Below are 20,732 nucleotides of genomic sequence, written 5' to 3'. Positions count from 1 at the left end.
AAAACCCCCGTTATCCATAAGTTGGGTGAAGCATTGCGGTAGAAAGGCTTTGCTTAGGGGAATACACTTATTGCCGCAATGCTTCACCCCGACACTTCCCACTAGAAAGGGGGTAAATAACCCGAATTTGGTATAACTTCTACTCTCACCGGGTTTCTATGTGCTTTTTCTCCCACTCCCCTACTCTCCCACTCCCCCACTCTCTATACTAGAAAGGGGGTAAATAACCCGAATTTGGTATAACTTCTGCTCTCACCGGGTTTCTATGTGCTTTTTCTCCCACTCCCCTACTCTCCCACTCCCCCACTCTCTATACTACAGGCTGTTCTCAATAGCGAATGCGGGGGTCGATATAAGCATTGATGATGTCAATCAAAATGCTTGCTGTCACTACGATCGCAGCAAAAAACACCATAACGCCCTGAACGGTAGGATAATCCCGCTCAGAAATGGCCTGATACAGGCGATTTCCCAGTCCGGGCCAAGAAAATGTCACCTCTGTCAAAACTGCGCCGCCCAGCATTGAGGCAAAGGTGAGTCCCAAAATGGTAATTACTGGAATCAGGGCATTTTTCAAGGCGTGAGACCACAAAATCCGCCCTTCAGGAATGCCTCTGGCTTTGGCTGCTTCTACATAATCTGCTTGTAGGGTTTGCTTGAGGTTCACTCGCACTATGCGCTCGAAAATACCGCTGATCAGGATACCTAACGTCAGACTGGGAAGGGCGAGATAGTACAGGGATGTCAGCAGTTGGCTGAAGTTACCGTTTAAGAGACTATCAATTGTGTACAAACCTGTGAAGGTGGGGGGAGCTATTTGGGTCACTGGAAAGCGCGTTCCCAAGGGGAACCAACCTAGCTGCACGGCAAAAATCAATTGCAGGATCATGCCAAACCAGAATAAGGGAATGGCATAGGTGATGATACCAAATAGGCGTCCGCCGACATCGAGAAATGTGTTGGGTCTTGAGGCAGAAATAGCGCCGACGGCAACTCCTACAATAATTGCGATCGCCATACTAAATGTCGCCAATTCCAATGTCGCCGGAAAGTGTAGTTGGATCACGTCCCAGACCTTTTGACCCTGACTGGTGAGAGAAGTCCCCAAGTCCAGATGCGCTAAGGCTCCCAGATAGCGTAGGTACTGCAACCACAAGGGGTCTGCTAACCCCAATCTTTGACGTAACTCTTCTTTGACGCTATCTGGTGCGCGACCGCCAAGCACAACGTCCACGGGATCGCCTGGGGTGGCCCGTAGCAGCAGGAACACCAAAGTGACGATCGTCCACAGCATTAGAGGAGCTAGAAGCAGACGGGAAAAAATGTAATATTGTAGGGCTTTGGAACGGGACATTTTATTGGTTTTGAGTTATGACTTGAGCTTTTTCGTCGTCAGAGAGTGCCACCAGTTGAGGCTCTAAGTCTTTCAGCGTCATGGCAAACCCAGAAAAAAACTACTGACCATTTTACCGAAGCCATCTACTGCATTGCGTACCACAAGGCTCATCGCCTGCCACTCAAAATCGATCGGCTTACTCTCTTGGAACTTGTTGCTACTTTAAATCAGCCCAAATATCGTCCAGACTCAAAGCATCTAACCACCGATCGCGATCGGTGCTGTAATCGCCTGTTCCTGTATCGAATTGCTTGATAAACCGAACAGCATCCGCATATCCCAATGCAGCAATCAATGCTTCAAAGCCTTTCTGGTTCAGTTCTAATGGGGTCATTCGGGTTCTCCTTCCGCCTGGAAAATTTCCATAAGCCACTGTACGGGATTAGCAAAAGAATTCATAACCCGTTGCTGTTTAAGTAAATCGGGAGTTTTTGCGATTTCGGATTCCAAAGCTGTGCTACTCATGAGCTGCCATTGGTTAGCCAAACACCGACCCATAATCTCCAAAATCGCCTCAGCTTCTAGACAAATGCGAGGCTGTGTCCAATCGTCAAATGGGCGGTTCACGCAACAAACATCCATATAAATCCTGTATTGCTGCTCCATACATCCATTCTACTTGAGCCTTTTCGTCGTCAGAGAGTGTCGCCCACACCCGCCCTGCACTCAAGTGCAGGGCTAATAGCGGAAGTCCACTCAAGTGGACTGTCAGATTAGTATTGAGTCCACTTGAGTGGACTTTCGCTATTAGCCTGGGGTTTGAACCCCAGGCGGGCCAGAAGCGAAGTCAGTGGCTTTGTGTAGAATTAAAATATCATCAATTTACCAACAACATCATTGATTCGCGGCTGGTTTTGGGGCTAGTTGAGAATGGTGCAATATCTTAGTTATAACCTTTTGATATACTGCCTCAGTACAGGTCGCAAAGTATAAAAATTTGCTTGTTGTTCTAACAAGCAGCGCCGCGATAAAGATTGGAGTGCGTTTAGTAAATCTGAGGATGTAATTCTGCTATTTTCTAGCAATTTTGCTAGATTGATTGGAGCTATTTCTTTAGCCAATAAGGAGAGAACTTGTTTTTCTATTTCGGATAAGCGATCGAACTGTTGGCGTAAAACATCTTTCAAATCTTCGGGTAAAAATATAGGCTCATTTTGTAATATATCGCTCACGCTACTTCCCAACTCTTCTATCAAAGTTGCCACACTTTTTAACCATAAGGGGTTTCCTTCATATCTGTCTATAACTGCATCCCAGTTTTCTTCTTCTGCTAAACCTTTATCTCTAAGAATTTCCCTTGCGGATGCGTTATCCAAACCCTTGAGAGTTAAGGTACGAAGGGGAGTATGTTTAGATTTGAGTTGAGCAACTTCTCGCGGTTGTTCCCAACCTATTAGTAAAAAGCAACTGTTATGGGATAATTCTTCTATTTGTTTAAAGAGGGAACGATACTCTTCATATCCTTGTTTATAATAACCAGCCAACTGTCCGCTACTAAAGAGATTGTGAACGTCATCTAAAACTACCAAACACCGATGCTTTTGCAAATATTTGAATAGTGGTAAGCGCGTTCCGTTAGTTGCAGTTAAATCTACCTTTTCTGAGTTTGAGAAAAACTGGATTAGGTTCGTTTGAAATTCGGTAATAGTGGGAGATGTTGCTAAACTGTACCAAATTACATATTCAAACTCATCTTTAATTTGCTTGACAAGTTGCACTGATAGTGCTGTTTTGCCAATTCCACTCATTCCTAAGATGGTGACAAGGCGACAGTGTTCTTGGGTAATCGATTTGGCCAGGGTTTTGAGTTCGGGAGTGCGATCGTAGAAAGCACCCAACTCCGGCATTTCGCTTAAATCTTGATGCGATGTCTTAGTTTGTTTTGTGTTAGTTTTTTCTGGATTTGGTGGATGTGAGTTTGGTATATCTGGTGGGTGTCTACTTTCTCCACAAAAATTAATATGGCCAACTCGAACATGATCTTGTACAACATTTGAAAATAAGGAGACTTGCAATCTCTCCATTGTCGATCGAAAATTCGATTTACTAACTTTTTTCCCCAACTCTTTTGAAAGAATCTGCCATAATTCCATTCCTACTTCTCTAACACGATCTTCAGAACGATGAACCCCATTAGCAATTTCTTTGTAATCCTCATCTTCCCACGTCCCCCGCAGAATCGTCTCTTGCAAATCATTAAGGTGCTTACCTGTTCTAGCAAATACCAGTTCGTCTGCGAGTTTTATCACTTCCTTTAGGTTCATAGAGTAGGGTAGATGTCAAGCTTTGTGGTATTATACCCAATATTTCCCCACATTTCCCAATATTTCCCCACATTTCCCAATGTTCGATCGGGTCATCACCTGGAAAAGTCCCGATATACACCAGATTTTTGGCAATTGGAAATAGAAAAATTAATTGCTAGTCTGGATCGAGAGCAGTCAAAATCCTGGTGGTGGTGGCAGAACCATAAGGGTGTATGACGGGACTCAGCTTGTCAGAAAAATGTTGTGCCGAGGTTCGGGCATCAATGGCACAGACAGCGTTATTACAACTTTTAGCGGAGCGGTATACAAAAGTACAGTTACTCATGCTCCAGACAAGGGGATAGCGCTAACGCGCTCTTTAAGCAATCTGACTTGTCCTTTCCATTAACTCTGTTTGTTAACTGTTAATTATTGAGGAATGTTTCATGAAGTTTAATTTTGTTGCTGGTGTTTTAGTTACAGCTCTTGCCTTAACTGCTGTACCATTAACAGTCATAGCTCAAGAGGAAGATCCGGGAATGGAAGAGCCGGGAACGGCTGATGATGCGCCTACAGTCTTTGCCTGCGAGACAAATGCTGAAGGTAATCCTACTACCGTTGCCAAGAAAGGAGGCGATACTACACCCCCTTTGATTGTTTGGGAGACTACTTATTTCGGGCAGAATTATACGCCAGAAAACCGCTGTGGCATTGTTTCGGAAAAGTTAACCGCAGCAGTGGCTGATAACGGTGGCTCATTAGCTGGCTTACAGCTTACTCACGGGCTTGTTAACCGTCAAACAGTAATTTGCTGGGTTAAGGGTCAGGGGCGGTGTAACGCTCAGAATATGCTGTTTACGTTAAGACCAGCTAATGCTAAAAAGGCACCCGCAATTGTGCAGCAGCTACAAAATTTCGCTTTAGGTCAAGCCGATGTTCCACCTGTTGCTGAACGCACGCCACAAAGATATGCAAATCTTCAAACGATGCTTAGTCGCCATCTTCGTTTAGGGTCTAATCCATCTCGCACTTCAAACCCCGGACAATCTCGCCCAACTCGTCGTCGCATTTAACACATTGCCATCAGCAAATATTTAGTGTAAGTGTGGCTGACGGTTAAACTTTAGTTTCCCAGGCAAACCAGAACACCTAGCCGTTCTGGTTCGCCTACATCGCGGAATACTTCATTTTCTATAACTCTCTTTGATGAGATATAAGTTAACGGGTCAAATTTTGGTTATGGCTTTTGCTATGGTTGCTATTTTTACTCTCATAACCAAAGCCGAACCGAACAATAGCAGCTATGTTGAAAGCGAAACTCAGCCACTTATAATTTCCCAAAATATATCTGTAGAAGATATCGCCCAGGAGGTAACTGTGCGGATTATTGGGAATCCCGGAGTTGCTTCTGGGGTGATTGTTGCTCGTCAAGGACAAACTTATACAGTTTTGACCTGCGATCATGTAGTAGCTAGGAGCGAAAATAACCGCTTTACGATTCTCACCCCAGATGGACTGATGCACGCAGCTTCGTGGCGACGCTTTGCTCGGTTTAGGGATGCAGACTTGGCACTGGTAGAATTTAGGAGCGATCGCCCTTACCAGCTAGTAGAAATCGGTGATTCTAATGCTCTAACTGTCGGTGCTAGTGTTTATGCTTCTGGTTTTCCCAACTGGTATCGCAACAATCGACGCCAGTTCCAGAATACCCGTAACTGGGGGTTGAGAGCTTATCGACTGACGACGGGAAGAGTCGGGATGATGTTGGAGCGATCGCTCCAAAGAGGATATCAACTCGGTTATACCAACAATATTGAAATGGGGATGAGCGGTGGGCCAGTTTTAAACAGGTACGGTCAACTGGTCGGAATTAATGGGCGCTCCAAATATCCATTGTTGGGAATTCAAGCTTTCAAATTTGAGGATGGTACTGTCCCATCTCAGAGGCTTTTTCGACAAATGGAAGCCTTGAGTTGGGCTATCCCGGTAGCTACTTTTGAGCAAATGAACAAGTAACTGTTAAAGAAATTTTTTCAGCTATTTTGTCGCTAACGCTTCTGAATCTGGCAATACGCTTTGTTAGTAATTTTAGTTTGGCTAAGGAATTTACCATGAAAAAGCTAAGTTTTTCTCTGTTTAATCCTCCCTTCAATCTTTTGTTAGCGATGACGACCATATCTACCGTCGTCATCAGTCAACCCACGATGATGAGCGTTTCAGCAGACGAAACGCCTCCGACTTCACAACAAACTACTAACATACCAGAGTCGGTGCGTCAGGTAACGGTACGGTTTGAAATTAGGTATGACGACGATAAATCTAAGACTCCAAAAAGCGATGGATCTGGAGTGATAATTAGCACACAGGGTAATAAATATACTGTACTAACAGCCGATCATGTTTTATTGGCAACTAAAGCCGATATTAATAATATTATCAGACCACAAACATACGTTTTTGCCGATCCACGCAAACCCACATTAATTGTTGTCACCCATGATGGAAAAGAACATCAAGTGAAGGCAGAACAAGTAATACGACTACGAAGCGACCCAAGAAAAGGTCTCGATCTGGCATTAGTCACATTTGAAGTGTTAGACAGCAGCATATATCCAGTGGCAAAGCTTTCTGCCTTTGCTGCCCAAGAATTAAACCCTACAGGTGTTTACGGATGGCCCGCGCTTGAGCCCGATCCTGAGAAGCTTGATGAGAATCCTCTAAAACCTAATTATGGCACAGGAACAATCCTCGAACTTCGGAACCTTGACGAATCAGGAAGAATTTCAAAAGGATATGCAATGACATATGATGCTACCACAGCAAGTGGCATGAGCGGGGGGCCAGCCGTTGATGAAAATAATCCAGACCTGGTTATAGGAATTCATGGTAATGGTGGTCGGGCAAATATAGTAGTGATACCGGAAATTAGTGGAATTTTCACTGCTAGTTATACTCAAAGGTATAAGAGTTCAGCAATTCCAATTCAAACCTTTATAAATCAAATACGAGAAAGCAATTCTCAAAAAAGAAATTGGTTCTTTTCGCAAATATCTCAAGAGTTAATAGATAGTTTAAAAAAACAAATTGAAGATACTCCTCCGCAATCGAACACACAAAATGCGGCTGAAAGTAAATACATTCAGGGTCTACGACTGCTAAGAAATGGTCGTAAAATGGTCAGCAAAGGTAAAACAACTGGAAATGCTGAAACCACTGGAAATGGAGAAAAGTCTTTAAATGATGCTATAGATTCTTTCAAAGAAGTTGTAATGGCCGATAAAGATTACTTAGAAGCTTATGCTGCTATGGCTGATGCTTACTATTTTTTGAAAGACTATAAAAATGCCCATGATAATTATAAGTTGGCACTGGATAATACCAACAGAGTGAATGCGAAGCAACGGTACGACGAAGAAAAGGAAGAAAAGGAAGAAATAGTAGAAGAGAGTAAGAAGAAATTTGGAAACCCTGATCTTTTTAGAACAAATATTCTTCTCAAACAGGCTGCTGTATACTTTGAAGAAGGATTAGTTGGAGAGGCTGATAAGGAAATAAAAAAGATTTTGACAAAAGAAGAAATAAAAATGAAAGTAGAAGGGAAAGAAGAAAATATTATATATCCAGCAGACAATAGGCCACACATTTATCTCATTCGCGCTCTGATTAACATTAATACAAAAAAGGAAGAAAATCAGTACTTAGTTATGGCTGAAAAAGAGGCGTGTAAGCTGGCAAAACAATACGACGACAATAAAAAAGAGTGTGCTTCAGTTACAAACAAAGGTGATGCTACAAACGAAGTTGATGCTACGGGTCTGGTTTCAGTAGGAATGTATTACTATCAATATAAGCATAATGAAGACAAAGCATTGAAAATATGGGAGAGAGCTATAAAAGCGGCTCCAGAAGATAGCTATATCTATATAGAAATTGGCAAATATCTCAACAGAAATGGCAATCGAGACTTAGCGCTAAAATTCTGGCAGGGAATCGAGGATAAGATGGCTAAAGATCCTTTAGTAATGCGGCAGCTAAGCGATGTGTACGATTATTACTATAGATGGTTTAACGAGAAACAAAATGCACCTGAAAATGCAAATTTTTATCGTAAGAAAGCACTTGACACCATAAATATGGCTGTTAAGCTAACTGAAGAGCGATTTGAGAAGGGAGAGCGCCCCGATCTGAGGGCTGAAGTTTACACAGAGCTAGGCATAAGACTGCGGGCATATAATGATTTACCAGGAGCTATCCAGGAATTGAACAAAGCTTATAAAATTTACAGTGACCGTGGAGACAGTTTAAATGCAAGAGAAATTGCTCAGGAACTCTGTCAAATTAATCAAACAGACTGTTCAAAAACTCATATTATTATACCTCCGCAAGGGACTAATCCACCTTCGGGACAAAATCCCAATCCTATCGAGCCTAAACCACCGGAAACTGTTGTTATTAAGCCTCCTATTACCCAGACATTCTACTGCGATCCAACTAGCGGTCGGGTAACAGTCGATCGCACCCAAAATGGCGATCGACCCCTCATTCGTTGGGAATCTAATCGCTTCACACCCTGGGGTTACGATCCTCGCTTGCGCTGTCAGCAAGTTTCTGCTAGGTTGCAAGAGTATCGTGCATCTGGGGATTTGGATTCCAACCGCATTACTTATGGACGGATGAATCGTCGAACTATCTTATGCGTTGCGCGTCCAGAGAGGTTTCTAGAAAGTAGCGCCACTCGCTGTAGGGGAGGATTGCTGATATTAACCCTCGAACCAAGGCAAAATCCCGAACAGGTACTCAGAGAATTTAAGCAAGTCCTCACTGGAACTTACCCAAATCCTCCGCTACGCAAAGAATTATCAAACCCTGCATCCAAAGAATAGTTTGATAAGCGGTAAGTTTGGCAGTAGGGAATAGCGCGATCGCCCCACCAAAAGAAAGTGCGATCGCTTGACTTTTAAGACAGTTGTTACCAAACTCATAAGGTAAGCAATATCCACCCTGTTTAGCGTTAAGATATCATAAAGGAGTTCCTAGAAGTCAGAGTAGCGATCGGGAGTTAAATTATGCAAACCATCCTTCTAAGCCATGAAGAAGTTGCACGACTTGCAAAGCAACTATACAAAACCAGCATCCAGCAACAAGTAGAGACGGAAGATAACATCGGTAAGATGGTTATTATTGATATTGAAACAGGCAACTATGAAGTTGACAAAACAGGTTTGGAAGCAGCCAAACATTTGAGTGAAAAAAATCCCAACGCTCGACTCTTTGGAATACGAATTGGGTACAATGTTGCGGCTTCGTTCGGCGGTGTTATGGAGCGCGTTTACAAGTGATATCAGGCATCGTAAACGACAGACACGCCACTGTCACTATCGCTTTTCGGTTTCCACACCGTTCAGATATTCGTATTGAGTTTGTCGTGGACACGGGATTTACAGATTACCTTTGCTTACCTACAGAAGCAGTTGCCTTATTAGGTTTGCCCTTCAAATACGCCATGCCTGTAAACTTGGCTGATAACAGTGAAGTGACATTACCAGTTCACGAAGCGACTATCCTTTGGAATGGGGAAGAACGAGAAGTTAGCGTACTTGCTACAGGGCGAAGACCTTTACTTGGAACTGCCTTGCTAGAGGAACATGAACTTGTAGTGCAGTTCACGGAGGGCGGGTTGGTGACAATTGAAGAGTTGTAATAGCCATTAGTGCGATCGCCCTTCCTTTTACTTCGGGTTAACACAAGTAAACCCAACTTCTTTTTCCACTCACAATCTTATCGATTTACACCATGACAATGCGATGATTGGATGGATAGCGATCATCGCACTACCAAGCATAAAGAGCGATCGCGTTGGGAAAGTCAGCGCGATCGCCAAAACAAAGCGCGTCCCACTCTTCCCCATCTAATTGACAGCCAACAAACCCGACATATTCAGCACTTTTTCTGACCAAATCCTTGCTGCTTCGGCCACTTTTATTCGTTGTTCTGTATCCTCCCAAATACTTGTCCAAGAATACTGCCAGCAAGCTAACTCAACTTGTAATTCAACTAATTCGGCGGCTATTTCTACCTCTGCATCTTTTGCCGTCCATTCAATAAAAACCTTACTTTCTTGCAGCAGACTTTCAACCAAATCGCGATTGGCTAGATTTTGACATCGAGAGTTAATTCGTGCCAAATTCGATGCCAAATTCCCTAAACGAATGGGCAGATCGTCTCGTAAATAGCGTGACTTTAAAGCATTCCAATCTCTCATAATCCTCCTAATAACTGTTGAACGATTTCAGCAACCCGTTCTCGAATAACCGGATCTTGAATTTCCATCGATCGATTGTTTTGACGCGGACGGATATTGATTAGAGATTCATAACCTACCTCTTGTGTAAGAGGATACCAGTCTGCTCCCCAAATATCTACTTGCTTGCTTCCATTTTTCAGCAACACAGCTTCGCAATCAGCATGATATTCTCCACCTCCTGCCAGAATTAACCGATCGATATCTACTGCCAGTTTAATATAAATACCAAGGGTTTCTAGCATTTTTTCAATTTGTTCTTCAGTAGCACGCTCTTGAATCAGATAAATCATCTCTGTCTGTGCTAAGCATTAAATATGATGAGTTAATTTTATACTAATCAGCTAGTTTGTCAATATCTTGAACCTAGCCTAAATTAACTTGAAACAAAGAAACCCAACATCTTTTTTTTACACTCACAATCTTATCCATTTTCACCATGACAATGCGATGATTGGACGGATAGCGATCGCCTACGACACGAATTGCGATCGCACCCCACCCAAAACTCATAGCGATTAGCTTAGACAATAGCTACGCTTCACCCATAGCATGAAATCGGCGATTTACGATATAATAAATATGCTTTTACCAAACCATCAGTTATGCTAAGAGAAAAGCTTAAACAGGAATTAGATAGACTCAACGAAGACCAACTTAAAAAAATTGCCGATTTCATCAACTTAATTGAGTCTGAATCTACTCAGGTTAAATCATCTTTTGTTCCATTTTGGCAAACAGCAACACCAGCAGAACGGGCGAGGGAGTTTCGGGATTGGATTTCTCAACTTCCAACAACAAATGTGAGCTTATCTGATGAAGCATTTAGCCGCGATCGCATTTACGAAGAATGACAAAATATCTGCTAGATACCAATATAGTCTTGCGTTTTTGTAACCCTGACGATCTGCAACATCATCTGGCAACAGTTGCAATATCTTGTTTACTAAACCAAGCGGATGAATGTTTTCTGACAGCACAAGTATTAATAGAACTTTGGGTAGTTGCAACAAGACCAGTTGAAGTAAATGGCTTAGGATGGACTACAGAAAAAACGCGAAACATAATAGACGAGCTTCTTAATCGCTTCCCATTGCTAGAAGAATCCCCACAAATTTTTCCCAATTGGTTAGATTTGGTCACAACTAATAAAGTTATGGGTAAACGTACTCACGATGTCCGTCTCATTGCGGTTATGCTGGCAAATAAAATTACACATCTTCTGACCTTCAATCCAAGTGATTTTGCGGTTAAATCAAGCATTACAGTTGTACGTCCACAGGAATTAGTGGTATAGCTCTACCAATATCCTGACAGACTTCGCAATCTTATCCATTTCTATCATTGCAATGTGATGATTGGATAGATAGCGATCGCTTACGACCCGAATAGCGATCGCACTACCAAGCATAAAGAGCGATCGCTTGACTTTTAATATACCCTTTACCAAACTCATAAGGTAAGCAATATCCACCCTGTTTAGCGGTAAGATATCATAAAGGAGTTCCTAGAAGTCAGAGTAGCGATCGGGAGTTAAATTATGCAAACCATCCTTCTAAGCCATGAAGAAGTTGCACGAATTGCAAAGCAACTATACAAAACCAGAATCCAGCAACAAGTAGAAACGGAAGATAACATCGGTAAGATGGTTATTATTGATATTGAAACAGGCAACTATGAAGTTGACAAAACAGGTTTGGAAGCAGCCAAACATTTGAGTGAAAAAAATCCCAACGCTCGACTCTTTGGAATACGAATTGGGTACAATGTTGCGGCTTCGTTCGGCGGTGTTATGGAGCGCGTTTACAAGTGATATCAGGCATCGTAAACGACAGACACGCTACTGTCACTATCGCTTTTCGGTTTCCACACCGTTTCCACTCACAATCTTATCGATTTACACCATGACAATGGGATGATCGGATGGATAGCATCGCCCCCCACAAAAAAAGGAGTTTCTGCAATAATTTTTGTCAGCGAAAAGAGATGTGATTAAGAGACCCAGTTTCTGACTCGATCGCGATCGCACTACCAAGCATAAAGAGCGATCGCCACTTTTCAATTACCACAAAAACCACGAATTGTCAACAGCCACATATTTACCAATAACTGTCAATGGTAACACTTCCCCACTGCCAAGCACATCAACAGAAATTCCATCTCGAATAATAATTTTAAACACTTCATCCCCACTTTTAATCAAGGTTGCATCTAGTTCAATAACTTGGCCCTCTTCATTCAATACACCCAGTAAATCCCAAGTAGATAAACTAAATACTTCTTGCTTATTACCTTTCTTAGTGAACCGATCGCCACACCTTCCAGTAGCATCAATATCAGAAATCACCCATTCATTAGATAAATCCCAATTTTCAGCCAAATACTCAACAATTTTAGCAACTCTGGATTCTAGCTTTTCCTGTTCTTCACAGCAGAGTGTAACAGCCCACTTTTGGCTAACATTTTGGCTCAAAGTAGAAGTTTGAGATTTCATAATGGTTCTGGTCTTTTATTTCTAGTAGGAGTTCCACCAGTAAGATTTGGTATCCAGCTATGTTGATGAGGTGGCGGTAGATGATCCGGGCGAGGATTACCGTTAGGATAGGTAGGACTGGTAAAATCTAAATCTCTCACTGGTTGTCCAGACCCATCAAATTCTCGCATCTGATAAATCCTCTGGTTATAAGTATCCCATCTTAACTGAGAATGCGGCCCTATAGCATTCAGATCGGGTTTTGCTTCCCCAAGTCTAGGCGGTAGCTGGCTTTTAAGTACAATTGTACCATCTGCATAGCGTGAGTGGACTGACAATCTAATTTTATCGTTTTGGGGTAATCAACTTAATGACTTTATCACTAATTGAAAAAAATGCGATCGCCCCGACAAGAAACTGGGTTTCTGACTATCACACGATCGCCCTTCCTTTTACTTCGGGTTAACACAAGTAAACCCAACTTCTTTTTCCACTCACAATCTTATCGATTTACACCATGACAATGGGATGATTGGATGGATAGCGATCGCTTACGACCCGAATAGCGATCGCACCATCCAAAAAATAGTAAAGTAGTAAAGTGGGCAATTGCTCACCTCCCAACGCTACTTAAGAGTAGAATAGCTCTATGAAGTTTCAGTGGGACTCAGACAAAGCCAGTAGCAATGCCAAAAAGCATGGCGTATCTTTTGAAGAGGCTGTCACCGTCTTCGGAGATCCACTAGCTGTTACAATTTATGACCCTGACCACTCGGTAGGCGAGTTCCGTCTTTTAACGATAGGTCAGTCAAGGTTACAGCGTTTTTTGGTTGTGTCCCATACAGAACGAGAAGGTGAAGTGCGTTTAATCAGCGCCCGTTTAGCCACCCGACAAGAGAGAAGAAACTATGAGTCAGGAACCTGAAGTAACAGTCAATGACGAAATGAAACCTGAATACGATTTTTCAGGTGGTGTTCGTGGCAAATACTATGAAGCCTATATGCGATCAAGCAATGTTGTGATTCTCGATCCAGATGTAGCAGAAATATTTCGAGACTCAACTTCCGTAAATGAAGCGTTGCGATTGCTTGCAAAAATTGCCAAGTCTGTCGCGGTCTAATTAACTGTTTCAAAATTCGGCTGATGTATCTGGGTGACTCACATTCATTGTGATCGCGTAAGCGATGCGTAGCATTATCGCGCTTACTTATACATTAATTTGAAACAAAAAAAACCAACATCTTTTTTCACTCACAATCCGATCCATTTCACCATGACAATGGGATGATTGTACGGATAGCGATTGCCTACGGCACGCTACGCGAACGCACTACCAAAAAATAGCGATCGCACTACCAAGCATAAAGAGCGATCGCTTGACTATGCGACGATCGGATGGATAGCGATCGCACTACCAAAAAATAGCGATCGCTGCTATGGGTACTTTGGGATAGTAGTTTAAAACCCAACTATAGGTTAAAATAGAATAACCTATAGTTCCTCAACATGAGCGAAACCGTATACATCGAAACCAGCGTTCTTGGCTATTTAACGGCACGATCAACAAAAAATCTGATTATTGCCGGAAATATTGAAGTGACAAGGGATTGGTGGGAATTACGTCGAAGTGCATTTACCCTTTACATCTCACAAGTTGTTCTAACTGAGGCAGCACAAGGCGATCCAGAAATAGCTGCTCAGAGGCTTGAGGCAGTGCGTGGTTTGTCTTTACTTGAAGTAACTGAAGCCGTAGAGGACTTAGCAGCACAGTTTATGAAGCGGAGTAATCTTCCCTCTAAAGCCTCTGATGATGCAATTCATATTGCGCTAGCTACAGTCAACAGTCTCAATTACTTGTTAACCTGGAATTGCAAGCATATTGCAAATGCTCAAATCCAAAGGAAACTGCTGGAAATTAGCTCTAATTCTGGATACACTCTACCAATAATCTGTACACCATTAGAATTGATGGGAGAATAAACTATGTGGCAGGATGAAATTTTAGAAGAACTTCATCGAATTCGCGACGAACACGCAAAGTCTTTCAACTATGACATGAACGCGATATGTGAAGATTGGCGAAGAAAGCAAGCAGAAAGTGGTAGACAGTTGGTAACGCTAACTCCGGGGAAGCAGTCTAACAATGCGGTGCAGCCGACGGAACAAAAATAATCGTTTTCCAGCATAACAATGTGATGATTGGACGGATAGCGATATGCCTCCGGCACGCTGCGCGATCGCGTTATGCTTACGGAAAATAACGATAAAATTCCCGACGATGTAAAACACGCATCACTTCTATAACATCTTCATTAACCTCTATTCCAATGCGGTAATTGCCGATGCGAATGCGATAGCGACCAGCATAACCTACCATAGCTTTAATGTCAGAAATATCCTCCAATGTGTTAATAGATTCTAGAGTGGTAAACGCCAATTCGTAGATGCGTTCGTATGATGTTGAACTCTTCAGTTGTTTCAAGTCTTTTAGAAAAGCCTGACGATATTGAACTTTCAAGATAATTATTCCTCCAGAGCGGCTAAGGCTTCGGAGCGAGTTAGCAAGGGAGTATCAGTAGCTTCATTCATCGCTTTGTTCATGCAATAGTCTTCTACTGCTTCAGCAAGTTCATCAACAGAAGCTTCTTCATTAGGTAGCAGTTTTCGCCATAGCTCAATAGGAATCACCACTGCGATCGCATCTCCGTCTTTGTTCGTAAGATATTCAATATTTAGCATTGTTTCCATGTCAGACTTCAGAAACTTCGATCGATTCTAGCTTACCAATGCGATGATTTAACAGATAGCGATCGAGTCATGCCAACGCAACCTCTTCGATCGGCCCGATCGAGACTCGTTATACTCAAAGTATCAATCCTCCTGAGATGCGGCGATGACCATCAAAGAACTACTCCTCCAAGAAATAGATAGCACCCCTGACGAACTGCTCACCGATCTTCTCAGCTTGGTGCGATCGCTCAAATCCTCTCCACACCGCCAACTCAATATCTACGAACAACAGAAGGAGCGAATCGACTACCTCGAAGCGATCATCGGCATCCGCAAAGGACTCGAAAGCTTCGATCTCGGTGAAGGCATCCCCGCCGACCAAGCCATGACAGCGCTACAGCAGCAGTTCAACATCCCCCCTCGTCTATGACTTATCAAGGCGCTGTAAGCTATATGATTATTAGGTATATAGACTTTGCCAACTGCTGAACAAGGCATCAGATGTGTCATACTATGTCAATCCTTGACCAATACATTTACCCCTATTTTCGTTGTCCGCCTGGACGAGCGAACAGGTAATCTGTTTATTTTGGCAGGAGATAACATAGAGATAGAAATCTATCCCAATGGTCTTTGGAGGTTTTTGTGATGAAGCCTGACTTTAATAGCATGACTAAAATTGAGCTAAGAACTTACGTCATTGCTAACCCCAACGATAAGGCAGCGTTTCATGCCTTTGTTGACCGTTTTACCTCTGAAGCGTCTCCACAGACTTTTGACATCCCGAAATCAAATGCTGAGGTTGAGGAAGTTGATATCTTAATTAGACAAAAGTTAGCACAACTGAAGACGAGCTAGGACTGAAGATAGGCAAAATGCGATCGCACAAAAGAAAGATCGATTGCGCTAACGCGCACGCTACGCGAACGCACCCCATCACAATCTATCCCGAACTCAAAACTATTTATTTTTACCGATTTGCCACAATGGAAGCTGTAGAATTGGATCTAGCTGGACGCCTTGCAATCCTTTTTTGGCAAAAGCATAATCTTTGCTTTGCCACAGAGGAATTAAGGGAACGTCTTTAGCTAGTAAGTCTTGAATTTCAACAAAAATTTGTTTGCGCTTTTGGGGGTTTTGTTCGGCGCGTTCTTGCTGAATCAATTTATTCATGCGATCGCTATAATAAAACGACCCCTGACTTTGACTCGCGCCTTGTTCGCAACCAGTTGCTTCTGAACCTTTGGTACAACTCAACAAAGGTTGAATGTAGTTGTCGGCGTCTGTAAAATCGGGATACCAATCCAGCAAAGCACTTTGATAAATTCCTTTGCGAATGTTCGCAAAGAAAGTAGCCGATTCTACAGCTTGGGGTTGAATTTGCAATATCCCTTCTAGTTGCTGCTTAGCATATTCGCCGAGCAAACTGGCAATCTGCTGCCGAATTGCCGAACCTGAAGAATACCAAACTTCTAATTTCAAAGGATTTTCTTTAGAAAATCCCGCCTTAGTAAGGAGTTCTTTCGCTTTGGTAATATTGCCATCGCCATAACCTTCTTCAAATACTGGCTTGGATACGTCAAAGGTTTTGGGAATCATGCTATAGGCTGGTTCTCCCTGATTTCTAAGCACGCGCTCGTTGATTAGCTTACGGTTGAGCATAGAAGCGATCGCCTGTCTCACTTCTGGTTGATCCAGAGGTTTCTGCTTCGTATTCAAAACCATATAATTCATCACATTACTCTGAGCTTCAATCACTTGCCAGCCGCCTGAACTCGCCCTATTTTGCAAACCGACAATCTGATCCGGATCGAAACTTTGATAAGCAATGTCTACCGCACCTGTAGTTACAGAATTATACAAATTAGCTGAACTGGTGAGAATCTCAAAGTCAATTCCCTGATTTGGTGGTTTTTTACCCCAATACTTATCAAAAACGTCAAGGCGGATAGAGTTAGGACTAAACTGAACCAATTTGTAAGGGCCGGTTCCCACAAACTTGGTAGGTGTGAATTTACCAATCCCAATTTCATAAGCTTTGGGTGAGACGGCACACAAACTGGCGTAAGCCAAAAGTGATGGAAAAGGAGCAAAGGCATTTTTGAGCTTAATTGTTAGTTCGTACTCTCCAGAAGCCTTGACAGATTCAACAAGATCTGAAAGCAGGGATGAAGGTTTGCCACCGTTTTTGATGAAACGTTCCAGAGAGAACGTCATTGCGGCGGCGTTGAAGGGAGTGTCATCGTGGAAAACAACTCCCTGACGCAACGGGATGGTGTAAGTTAAACCATCAGGACTTATTTTGGGTAGTGCTGTGGCGAGTTGCGGTTCCAGTTGGTCTGTGCCTAGTTTGTAGGTATAGAGGCGATCGCCCAAGCTGTAGAGGACATTGCTAGCGGCTAGTTCGTAGGCGTCAGCAGGGTCAAGCGTCCGTGGTTTGAGGGTTGTACCTACCGTGAGGCGATCGCTGCTACCGCCGGTATTGGTAGAAGCATTTGGCGATCCAGTTGGACGCTTACCGCAGCTGATGACCAGAACAAAACAAAGACAGAACAGACCAAAGAATTTTGCAAAGGAACGAAATTGTTTAACAGATAAGGGAAACCAGTTCATTATTGTCATTTTTTCAGAGAAACAGTCAGTCGTCTAGCAAGAAAACTTGGCGATCGCAAATGGAGAGTATACAACAAAAGTCCGCCTACGCGGACTTTTTCTTAAACCTGCGTAGGCAGGTTTTGTTTGTCTAGTCCCAGACTTTAGTCTGAGGTCGCACGGGGACTTTTGCAAGAGGCTAATTTATATTTGCAACGCACGACTAACAACGGAGTACGCATTACATACTTTCGACTCCGGACAAAAGGCGTATGCGATCGCTAAATTGAATAGTACAGCGGAAACGATTTAGCATCCTTTGGTTGTACGTGAACGCGCTGTTGCGGTTCCAGTTCCAACTCCTTAAACCGCTCTCTGGAGAGGTGTGCGGTGACCACCTGACCGTCATCAAATATTAATTCAGCCTGGACTTCCCAACCCAGGTTAATCAAGCGGCTGATTCTAGCAGGTACTGTATTTGCGTTTGCATCTCGTTGGATTATGATGTCGTGGGGGCGCAGAAAGATTTCTGGGTGGGTAGACTCAATCCCACTTTCTTGGAAAATCGGCGATGTACTGGATAGTACATTTACTGGGCCAATGAAACTCATCACAAAGGGTGTGGCTGGGTGGTCATAAATCTGCGCTGGCGTGCCTACCTGCTCGATTTTACCTTTATTGGTGACGACGATTTCATCGGCGACTTCCATTGCTTCTTCTTGGTCGTGGGTGACAAAAACTGTGGTAACGTGAACTTCGTCATGGAGGCGTCGCAACCAGGCGCGGAGGTCTTTACGCACTTTGGCGTCTAAGGCACCGAACGGTTCATCGAGTAGTAATACTTGGGGTTGAACTGCTAGGGCCCTGGCGAGGGCGACCCGTTGGCGTTGACCGCCGGATAGCTGGGATGGATAGCGATCGCCTAAACTACCTAATTGAATCAGATCCAACAGTTCTTGCACCCGCTTCTTTATTTGAGGCTTCGACACCTTGCGGATCTCTAGACCAAAGCCAATATTCTGGCGCACTGTCATGTGCTTGAACAAAGCATAGTGCTGAAACACAAACCCAATTTCGCGCTCTTGGACGTTAGTATAGGTGGCATCCTTGCCTGTAATCCAGATTCTGCCGCTATCTGGCTTTTCTAGACCTGCAATTAACCGCAGCAGAGTTGACTTACCCGATCCGGATGGCCCCAGTAGAGCGACCAGAGAGCCACTTTTTACTTCCAAGCTAACTTCGTCAACGGCTTTGAAAGTGCCGAACTGCTTAGATACATTCTCAACAACTATGCCCACTGAAAAGAACCTCAACGACGAGCCAATTCAACTGATATCTTATCCAAACAATATTTGGGCAACCGGCATTCTGGATTACCTTTCGCCTTTTTTTTAAGCGATCGATTCTATCTCTATGAAGAGAATTCCCGGTTAAGCGATGGTATTATAGTAGTTTTATCACACATGAGCCTTATCCAACCGCTGAAATAGTTAAGTTTCTGGACTTGCTTAAATGGGCATAAAAATCAGCAGGTAACAGAAACTATATTTTGAGTATAAATACTCTGAGCGAGTTGCATCAAAACTAGCGCTGGCAGACTGCGCGATCGCTACGCCTTTTGTATAGCAACCGCCAGGGCGATTAAGCCAACTCCAACTGTTACATGAAGTCCATAATCCCTTACGGAGTAACCTCTTCCCTCTTCCCTCTTCCCTAGTCCCTAGCCCCTAGCCCCTAGTCCCTAGCTATAATTGCTGTATTGGTATTTCAATAATAAACTCTGTACCCAGCCCTGGTGCCGAAATGTACGTCAATTGACCCCCATGTTTTTCCTCCATAATCTGACGACTGATAGACAATCCCAACCCAGTACCTTTACCTGTGGGTTTCGTAGTAAACATCGGCGCGAATAGCTGCGACTTAATCTCTTCTGTCATGCCAATACCATTGTCGGCAATCAAAACTCTCACCGCATCTGACCGCATTTCCGTGCTAATTTTAATGGTAGGCACTTCCTCGATTGTTCCCTTGATTATTGCCTCTTCCAAAGCATCGAGCGCATTAGCGAAAATATTCATAAACACTTGGTTAAGTGGGCCAGGGTAGCACTCCACCTGGGGCAAATCGCGGTATTCTTTAATCACCACTATAGCTGGGCGATCGCCACTCGCTTTCAGTCGATGCCGCAAAATCAACAGCGTACTTTCTATCCCCTCGTGAATATCGAATAGGATTTTAGAAGTAGTATCCGAGCGAGAAAAAGTTCTTAGAGCAACGCTAATTTGGTAAATGCGTTCAATTCCCACTTTCATCGATCCGATCAGCTTAGGCAAATCTTCCGTCAGATAGTCTAATTCGATCGCCTCGATTTCTTCTTGAATAGCTGGCACCGGATCGGGATAATTCTCCTGATATAAATGCAACAACTTTATGATGTCTTCAATATAATCTTGAGCATGGCATAAATTCCCGGCAATGAAACTTACTGGATTGTTAATTTCATGAGCTACCCCCGCCACCAACTGCCCCAACGAGGACATTTTTTCCTTTTGAATTAGTTGGGTCTGCACCTGTTGTAACTGGCGCTGAGTTTCTTTAATTTGTTGCACTGACTCCAAAGTGCGGTTGATAGTAATTTCTAAATCTTGAAAATCTATCGGCTTCGTCAGAAAATCAAAAGCATCTAGATTCATCGCCTTTCTAATTTTTGCCATATCGCTGTAGGCTGTCACCACTACTGTTTTGAGTTTCGGCTCAAATTCCTTCAGTCTCTCCAGCAAAGTTAACCCATCCATCTCCGGCATATTGATGTCGGTCAGCACCATATCTACGTGCGGGTCTACTTGCAGTTTATCTAAAGCTTCTAGACCATTGTGAGCAAAAATGAATTCCAGCTCCTTGGCGCGAATTTTTTTGCGAAATTGCTGACATATCAGGCGTTCTAGCGGTAGCTCATCATCCACCACAAGAATTTTGGCTGGCATACTTTACTC

At 43.2% G+C, this 20,732-nt stretch carries 32 protein-coding genes; 17 read left to right on the top strand and 15 right to left on the bottom strand.

Annotation, left to right across the window (positions count from 1 at the left end; genetic code table 11):
- Positions 1 to 328 precede the first annotated feature (328 nt).
- From LAY57_RS16020 to LAY57_RS16005, 4 genes are all read right to left on the bottom strand, one after another.
- Positions 329 to 1,354 carry an ABC transporter permease gene (locus LAY57_RS16020; protein WP_249067780.1) on the bottom strand — a complete coding sequence of 342 codons (1,026 nt, stop codon included), beginning with the start codon at positions 1,352 to 1,354 and terminating at the stop codon, positions 329 to 331.
- Between the two features lie 199 nt (positions 1,355 to 1,553).
- The gene (locus LAY57_RS16015; RefSeq protein ID WP_249067779.1) at positions 1,554 to 1,730 is read right to left on the bottom strand and encodes a hypothetical protein; all 177 of its coding nucleotides are present in this window, start codon (positions 1,728 to 1,730) and stop codon (positions 1,554 to 1,556) included.
- Positions 1,727 to 2,002 carry a hypothetical protein gene (locus tag LAY57_RS16010; RefSeq protein ID WP_249067778.1) on the bottom strand — a complete coding sequence of 92 codons (276 nt, stop codon included), beginning with the start codon at positions 2,000 to 2,002 and terminating at the stop codon, positions 1,727 to 1,729. The genes LAY57_RS16015 and LAY57_RS16010 overlap by 4 nt, the downstream gene beginning before the upstream one ends.
- Before the next feature lie 281 nt (positions 2,003 to 2,283).
- Positions 2,284 to 3,660, bottom strand: a complete 1,377-nt coding sequence (locus tag LAY57_RS16005) for a helix-turn-helix domain-containing protein (RefSeq protein ID WP_249067777.1) — start codon at positions 3,658 to 3,660, stop codon at positions 2,284 to 2,286.
- Positions 3,661 to 3,672: 12 nt separating this feature from the next.
- Between LAY57_RS16005 and LAY57_RS16000 the strand changes: the two genes are divergently transcribed.
- The 6 genes from LAY57_RS16000 to LAY57_RS15975 all read left to right on the top strand — a co-directional run bounded on the left by LAY57_RS16000 (position 3,673) and on the right by LAY57_RS15975 (position 9,343).
- Positions 3,673 to 3,879, top strand: a complete 207-nt coding sequence (locus LAY57_RS16000; protein ID WP_249067776.1) for a hypothetical protein — start codon at positions 3,673 to 3,675, stop codon at positions 3,877 to 3,879.
- Between the two features lie 209 nt (positions 3,880 to 4,088).
- Positions 4,089 to 4,715, top strand: a complete 627-nt coding sequence (locus LAY57_RS15995; protein WP_249067775.1) for a COP23 domain-containing protein — start codon at positions 4,089 to 4,091, stop codon at positions 4,713 to 4,715.
- A 166-nt stretch (positions 4,716 to 4,881) separates the two neighbouring features.
- Complete coding sequence (locus tag LAY57_RS15990; RefSeq protein WP_249067774.1) at positions 4,882 to 5,658, top strand: S1 family peptidase; 777 nt, start codon at positions 4,882 to 4,884, stop codon at positions 5,656 to 5,658.
- 95 nt (positions 5,659 to 5,753) lie between these two features.
- A complete protein-coding gene (locus LAY57_RS15985) occupies positions 5,754 to 8,525 on the top strand; it encodes a COP23 domain-containing protein (protein ID WP_338022423.1) in 2,772 nt (923 codons plus the stop codon).
- A 183-nt stretch (positions 8,526 to 8,708) separates the two neighbouring features.
- Positions 8,709 to 8,981 (top strand): hypothetical protein, encoded by a 273-nt coding sequence (locus tag LAY57_RS15980; protein WP_249067773.1) that lies wholly within the window; start codon positions 8,709 to 8,711, stop codon positions 8,979 to 8,981.
- Positions 8,978 to 9,343: a clan AA aspartic protease gene (locus LAY57_RS15975; RefSeq protein WP_249067772.1), complete on the top strand. Its 366-nt coding sequence runs from the start codon at positions 8,978 to 8,980 to the stop codon at positions 9,341 to 9,343. Before LAY57_RS15980 ends, LAY57_RS15975 begins: the two co-directional genes overlap by 4 nt.
- Before the next feature lie 207 nt (positions 9,344 to 9,550).
- Here the strand turns inward: LAY57_RS15975 and LAY57_RS15970 are convergent, their stop codons facing one another.
- From LAY57_RS15970 to LAY57_RS15960, 3 genes are all read right to left on the bottom strand, one after another.
- Positions 9,551 to 9,904: a hypothetical protein gene (locus LAY57_RS15970; RefSeq protein WP_249067771.1), complete on the bottom strand. Its 354-nt coding sequence runs from the start codon at positions 9,902 to 9,904 to the stop codon at positions 9,551 to 9,553.
- On the bottom strand, positions 9,901 to 10,236 hold the full coding sequence (locus tag LAY57_RS15965) for a DUF5674 family protein (RefSeq protein WP_249067770.1): 336 nt from the start codon (positions 10,234 to 10,236) through the stop codon (positions 9,901 to 9,903). The genes LAY57_RS15970 and LAY57_RS15965 overlap by 4 nt, the downstream gene beginning before the upstream one ends.
- Positions 10,237 to 10,309: 73 nt before the next feature.
- Positions 10,310 to 10,456 carry a hypothetical protein gene (locus tag LAY57_RS15960; protein ID WP_249067769.1) on the bottom strand — a complete coding sequence of 49 codons (147 nt, stop codon included), beginning with the start codon at positions 10,454 to 10,456 and terminating at the stop codon, positions 10,310 to 10,312.
- Between the two features lie 92 nt (positions 10,457 to 10,548).
- Here LAY57_RS15960 and LAY57_RS15955 point away from each other — a divergent pair, with 92 nt between their 5' ends.
- Together LAY57_RS15955 and LAY57_RS15950 are read left to right on the top strand one after the other, a co-directional pair.
- Entirely contained in the window at positions 10,549 to 10,797 is a 249-nt protein-coding gene (locus tag LAY57_RS15955; protein WP_249067768.1) for a hypothetical protein, read from the top strand.
- Positions 10,794 to 11,240 (top strand): type II toxin-antitoxin system VapC family toxin, encoded by a 447-nt coding sequence (locus tag LAY57_RS15950; RefSeq protein ID WP_249067767.1) that lies wholly within the window; start codon positions 10,794 to 10,796, stop codon positions 11,238 to 11,240. The genes LAY57_RS15955 and LAY57_RS15950 overlap by 4 nt, the downstream gene beginning before the upstream one ends.
- Here the strand turns inward: LAY57_RS15950 and LAY57_RS15945 are convergent.
- Complete coding sequence (locus LAY57_RS15945; protein ID WP_249067766.1) at positions 11,229 to 11,399, bottom strand: hypothetical protein; 171 nt, start codon at positions 11,397 to 11,399, stop codon at positions 11,229 to 11,231. The two genes, LAY57_RS15950 and LAY57_RS15945, sit on opposite strands and share 12 nt — an antisense overlap.
- An 84-nt stretch (positions 11,400 to 11,483) precedes the next feature.
- Here LAY57_RS15945 and LAY57_RS15940 point away from each other — a divergent pair, with 84 nt between their 5' ends.
- Positions 11,484 to 11,756, top strand: coding sequence for a hypothetical protein (locus LAY57_RS15940; RefSeq protein ID WP_249067765.1), 273 nt, complete (start codon positions 11,484 to 11,486; stop codon positions 11,754 to 11,756).
- Positions 11,757 to 12,005: 249 nt separating this feature from the next.
- Here the strand turns inward: LAY57_RS15940 and LAY57_RS15935 are convergent, their stop codons facing one another.
- Both LAY57_RS15935 and LAY57_RS15930 read right to left on the bottom strand, forming a co-directional pair.
- The gene (locus tag LAY57_RS15935) at positions 12,006 to 12,437 is read right to left on the bottom strand and encodes a hypothetical protein (protein WP_249067764.1); all 432 of its coding nucleotides are present in this window, start codon (positions 12,435 to 12,437) and stop codon (positions 12,006 to 12,008) included.
- Positions 12,434 to 12,754 (bottom strand): hypothetical protein, encoded by a 321-nt coding sequence (locus tag LAY57_RS15930; protein ID WP_249067763.1) that lies wholly within the window; start codon positions 12,752 to 12,754, stop codon positions 12,434 to 12,436. Before LAY57_RS15930 ends, LAY57_RS15935 begins: the two co-directional genes overlap by 4 nt.
- 311 nt (positions 12,755 to 13,065) lie before the next feature.
- Between LAY57_RS15930 and LAY57_RS15925 the strand changes: the two genes are divergently transcribed.
- The 5 genes from LAY57_RS15925 to LAY57_RS15905 all read left to right on the top strand — a co-directional run bounded on the left by LAY57_RS15925 (position 13,066) and on the right by LAY57_RS15905 (position 14,589).
- Entirely contained in the window at positions 13,066 to 13,341 is a 276-nt protein-coding gene (locus tag LAY57_RS15925) for a BrnT family toxin (RefSeq protein ID WP_249067762.1), read from the top strand.
- Positions 13,325 to 13,537 (top strand): hypothetical protein, encoded by a 213-nt coding sequence (locus LAY57_RS15920; RefSeq protein ID WP_249067761.1) that lies wholly within the window; start codon positions 13,325 to 13,327, stop codon positions 13,535 to 13,537. The genes LAY57_RS15925 and LAY57_RS15920 overlap by 17 nt, the downstream gene beginning before the upstream one ends.
- A 183-nt stretch (positions 13,538 to 13,720) precedes the next feature.
- Positions 13,721 to 13,879: a hypothetical protein gene (locus LAY57_RS15915; protein WP_249067760.1), complete on the top strand. Its 159-nt coding sequence runs from the start codon at positions 13,721 to 13,723 to the stop codon at positions 13,877 to 13,879.
- Positions 13,880 to 13,923: 44 nt separating this feature from the next.
- Positions 13,924 to 14,397, top strand: a complete 474-nt coding sequence (locus tag LAY57_RS15910; RefSeq protein ID WP_249067759.1) for a type II toxin-antitoxin system VapC family toxin — start codon at positions 13,924 to 13,926, stop codon at positions 14,395 to 14,397.
- A 3-nt stretch (positions 14,398 to 14,400) separates the two neighbouring features.
- Positions 14,401 to 14,589, top strand: coding sequence for a hypothetical protein (locus LAY57_RS15905; protein ID WP_249067758.1), 189 nt, complete (start codon positions 14,401 to 14,403; stop codon positions 14,587 to 14,589).
- 76 nt (positions 14,590 to 14,665) lie between these two features.
- On the opposite strand, the gene LAY57_RS15900 is transcribed toward LAY57_RS15905, so the two are convergent.
- Together LAY57_RS15900 and LAY57_RS15895 are read right to left on the bottom strand one after the other, a co-directional pair.
- Positions 14,666 to 14,935, bottom strand: a complete 270-nt coding sequence (locus tag LAY57_RS15900) for a type II toxin-antitoxin system RelE family toxin (protein WP_249067757.1) — start codon at positions 14,933 to 14,935, stop codon at positions 14,666 to 14,668.
- A gap of 5 nt (positions 14,936 to 14,940) precedes the next feature.
- Positions 14,941 to 15,165, bottom strand: a complete 225-nt coding sequence (locus tag LAY57_RS15895) for a RelB antitoxin-like protein (RefSeq protein ID WP_249067756.1) — start codon at positions 15,163 to 15,165, stop codon at positions 14,941 to 14,943.
- A gap of 145 nt (positions 15,166 to 15,310) precedes the next feature.
- On the opposite strand from LAY57_RS15895, the gene LAY57_RS15890 reads away from it, so the two are divergent.
- Genes LAY57_RS15890 through LAY57_RS15885 form a run of 3 tightly spaced genes read left to right on the top strand, consistent with a single transcriptional unit; the run spans position 15,311 to position 16,005 of the window.
- Positions 15,311 to 15,577 carry a hypothetical protein gene (locus LAY57_RS15890; RefSeq protein ID WP_249067755.1) on the top strand — a complete coding sequence of 89 codons (267 nt, stop codon included), beginning with the start codon at positions 15,311 to 15,313 and terminating at the stop codon, positions 15,575 to 15,577.
- Between the two features lie 45 nt (positions 15,578 to 15,622).
- The gene (locus tag LAY57_RS36520) at positions 15,623 to 15,796 is read left to right on the top strand and encodes a DUF6888 family protein (protein ID WP_420839089.1); all 174 of its coding nucleotides are present in this window, start codon (positions 15,623 to 15,625) and stop codon (positions 15,794 to 15,796) included.
- Positions 15,796 to 16,005: a DUF6887 family protein gene (locus LAY57_RS15885; protein WP_249067754.1), complete on the top strand. Its 210-nt coding sequence runs from the start codon at positions 15,796 to 15,798 to the stop codon at positions 16,003 to 16,005. Before LAY57_RS36520 ends, LAY57_RS15885 begins: the two co-directional genes overlap by 1 nt.
- A gap of 102 nt (positions 16,006 to 16,107) precedes the next feature.
- Here LAY57_RS15885 and LAY57_RS15880 read toward each other — a convergent pair whose 3' ends face one another.
- The 3 genes from LAY57_RS15880 to LAY57_RS15870 form a co-directional block, all read right to left on the bottom strand.
- Positions 16,108 to 17,769, bottom strand: a complete 1,662-nt coding sequence (locus tag LAY57_RS15880; protein ID WP_476727018.1) for an ABC transporter substrate-binding protein — start codon at positions 17,767 to 17,769, stop codon at positions 16,108 to 16,110.
- Between the two features lie 251 nt (positions 17,770 to 18,020).
- On the bottom strand, positions 18,021 to 19,037 hold the full coding sequence (locus tag LAY57_RS15875; protein WP_249067752.1) for a sulfate/molybdate ABC transporter ATP-binding protein: 1,017 nt from the start codon (positions 19,035 to 19,037) through the stop codon (positions 18,021 to 18,023).
- 447 nt (positions 19,038 to 19,484) lie between these two features.
- The gene (locus LAY57_RS15870; RefSeq protein ID WP_249067751.1) at positions 19,485 to 20,723 is read right to left on the bottom strand and encodes a hybrid sensor histidine kinase/response regulator; all 1,239 of its coding nucleotides are present in this window, start codon (positions 20,721 to 20,723) and stop codon (positions 19,485 to 19,487) included.
- Positions 20,724 to 20,732: the final 9 nt, after the last annotated feature.

This window comes from Argonema antarcticum A004/B2, from assembly GCF_023333585.1.
In the GTDB taxonomy this organism is placed as follows: domain Bacteria; phylum Cyanobacteriota; class Cyanobacteriia; order Cyanobacteriales; family Aerosakkonemataceae; genus Argonema; species Argonema antarcticum.
The sequence above is the reverse complement of the archived record's forward strand: the minus strand, read 5'-3'. Positions and strand labels throughout refer to the sequence as shown.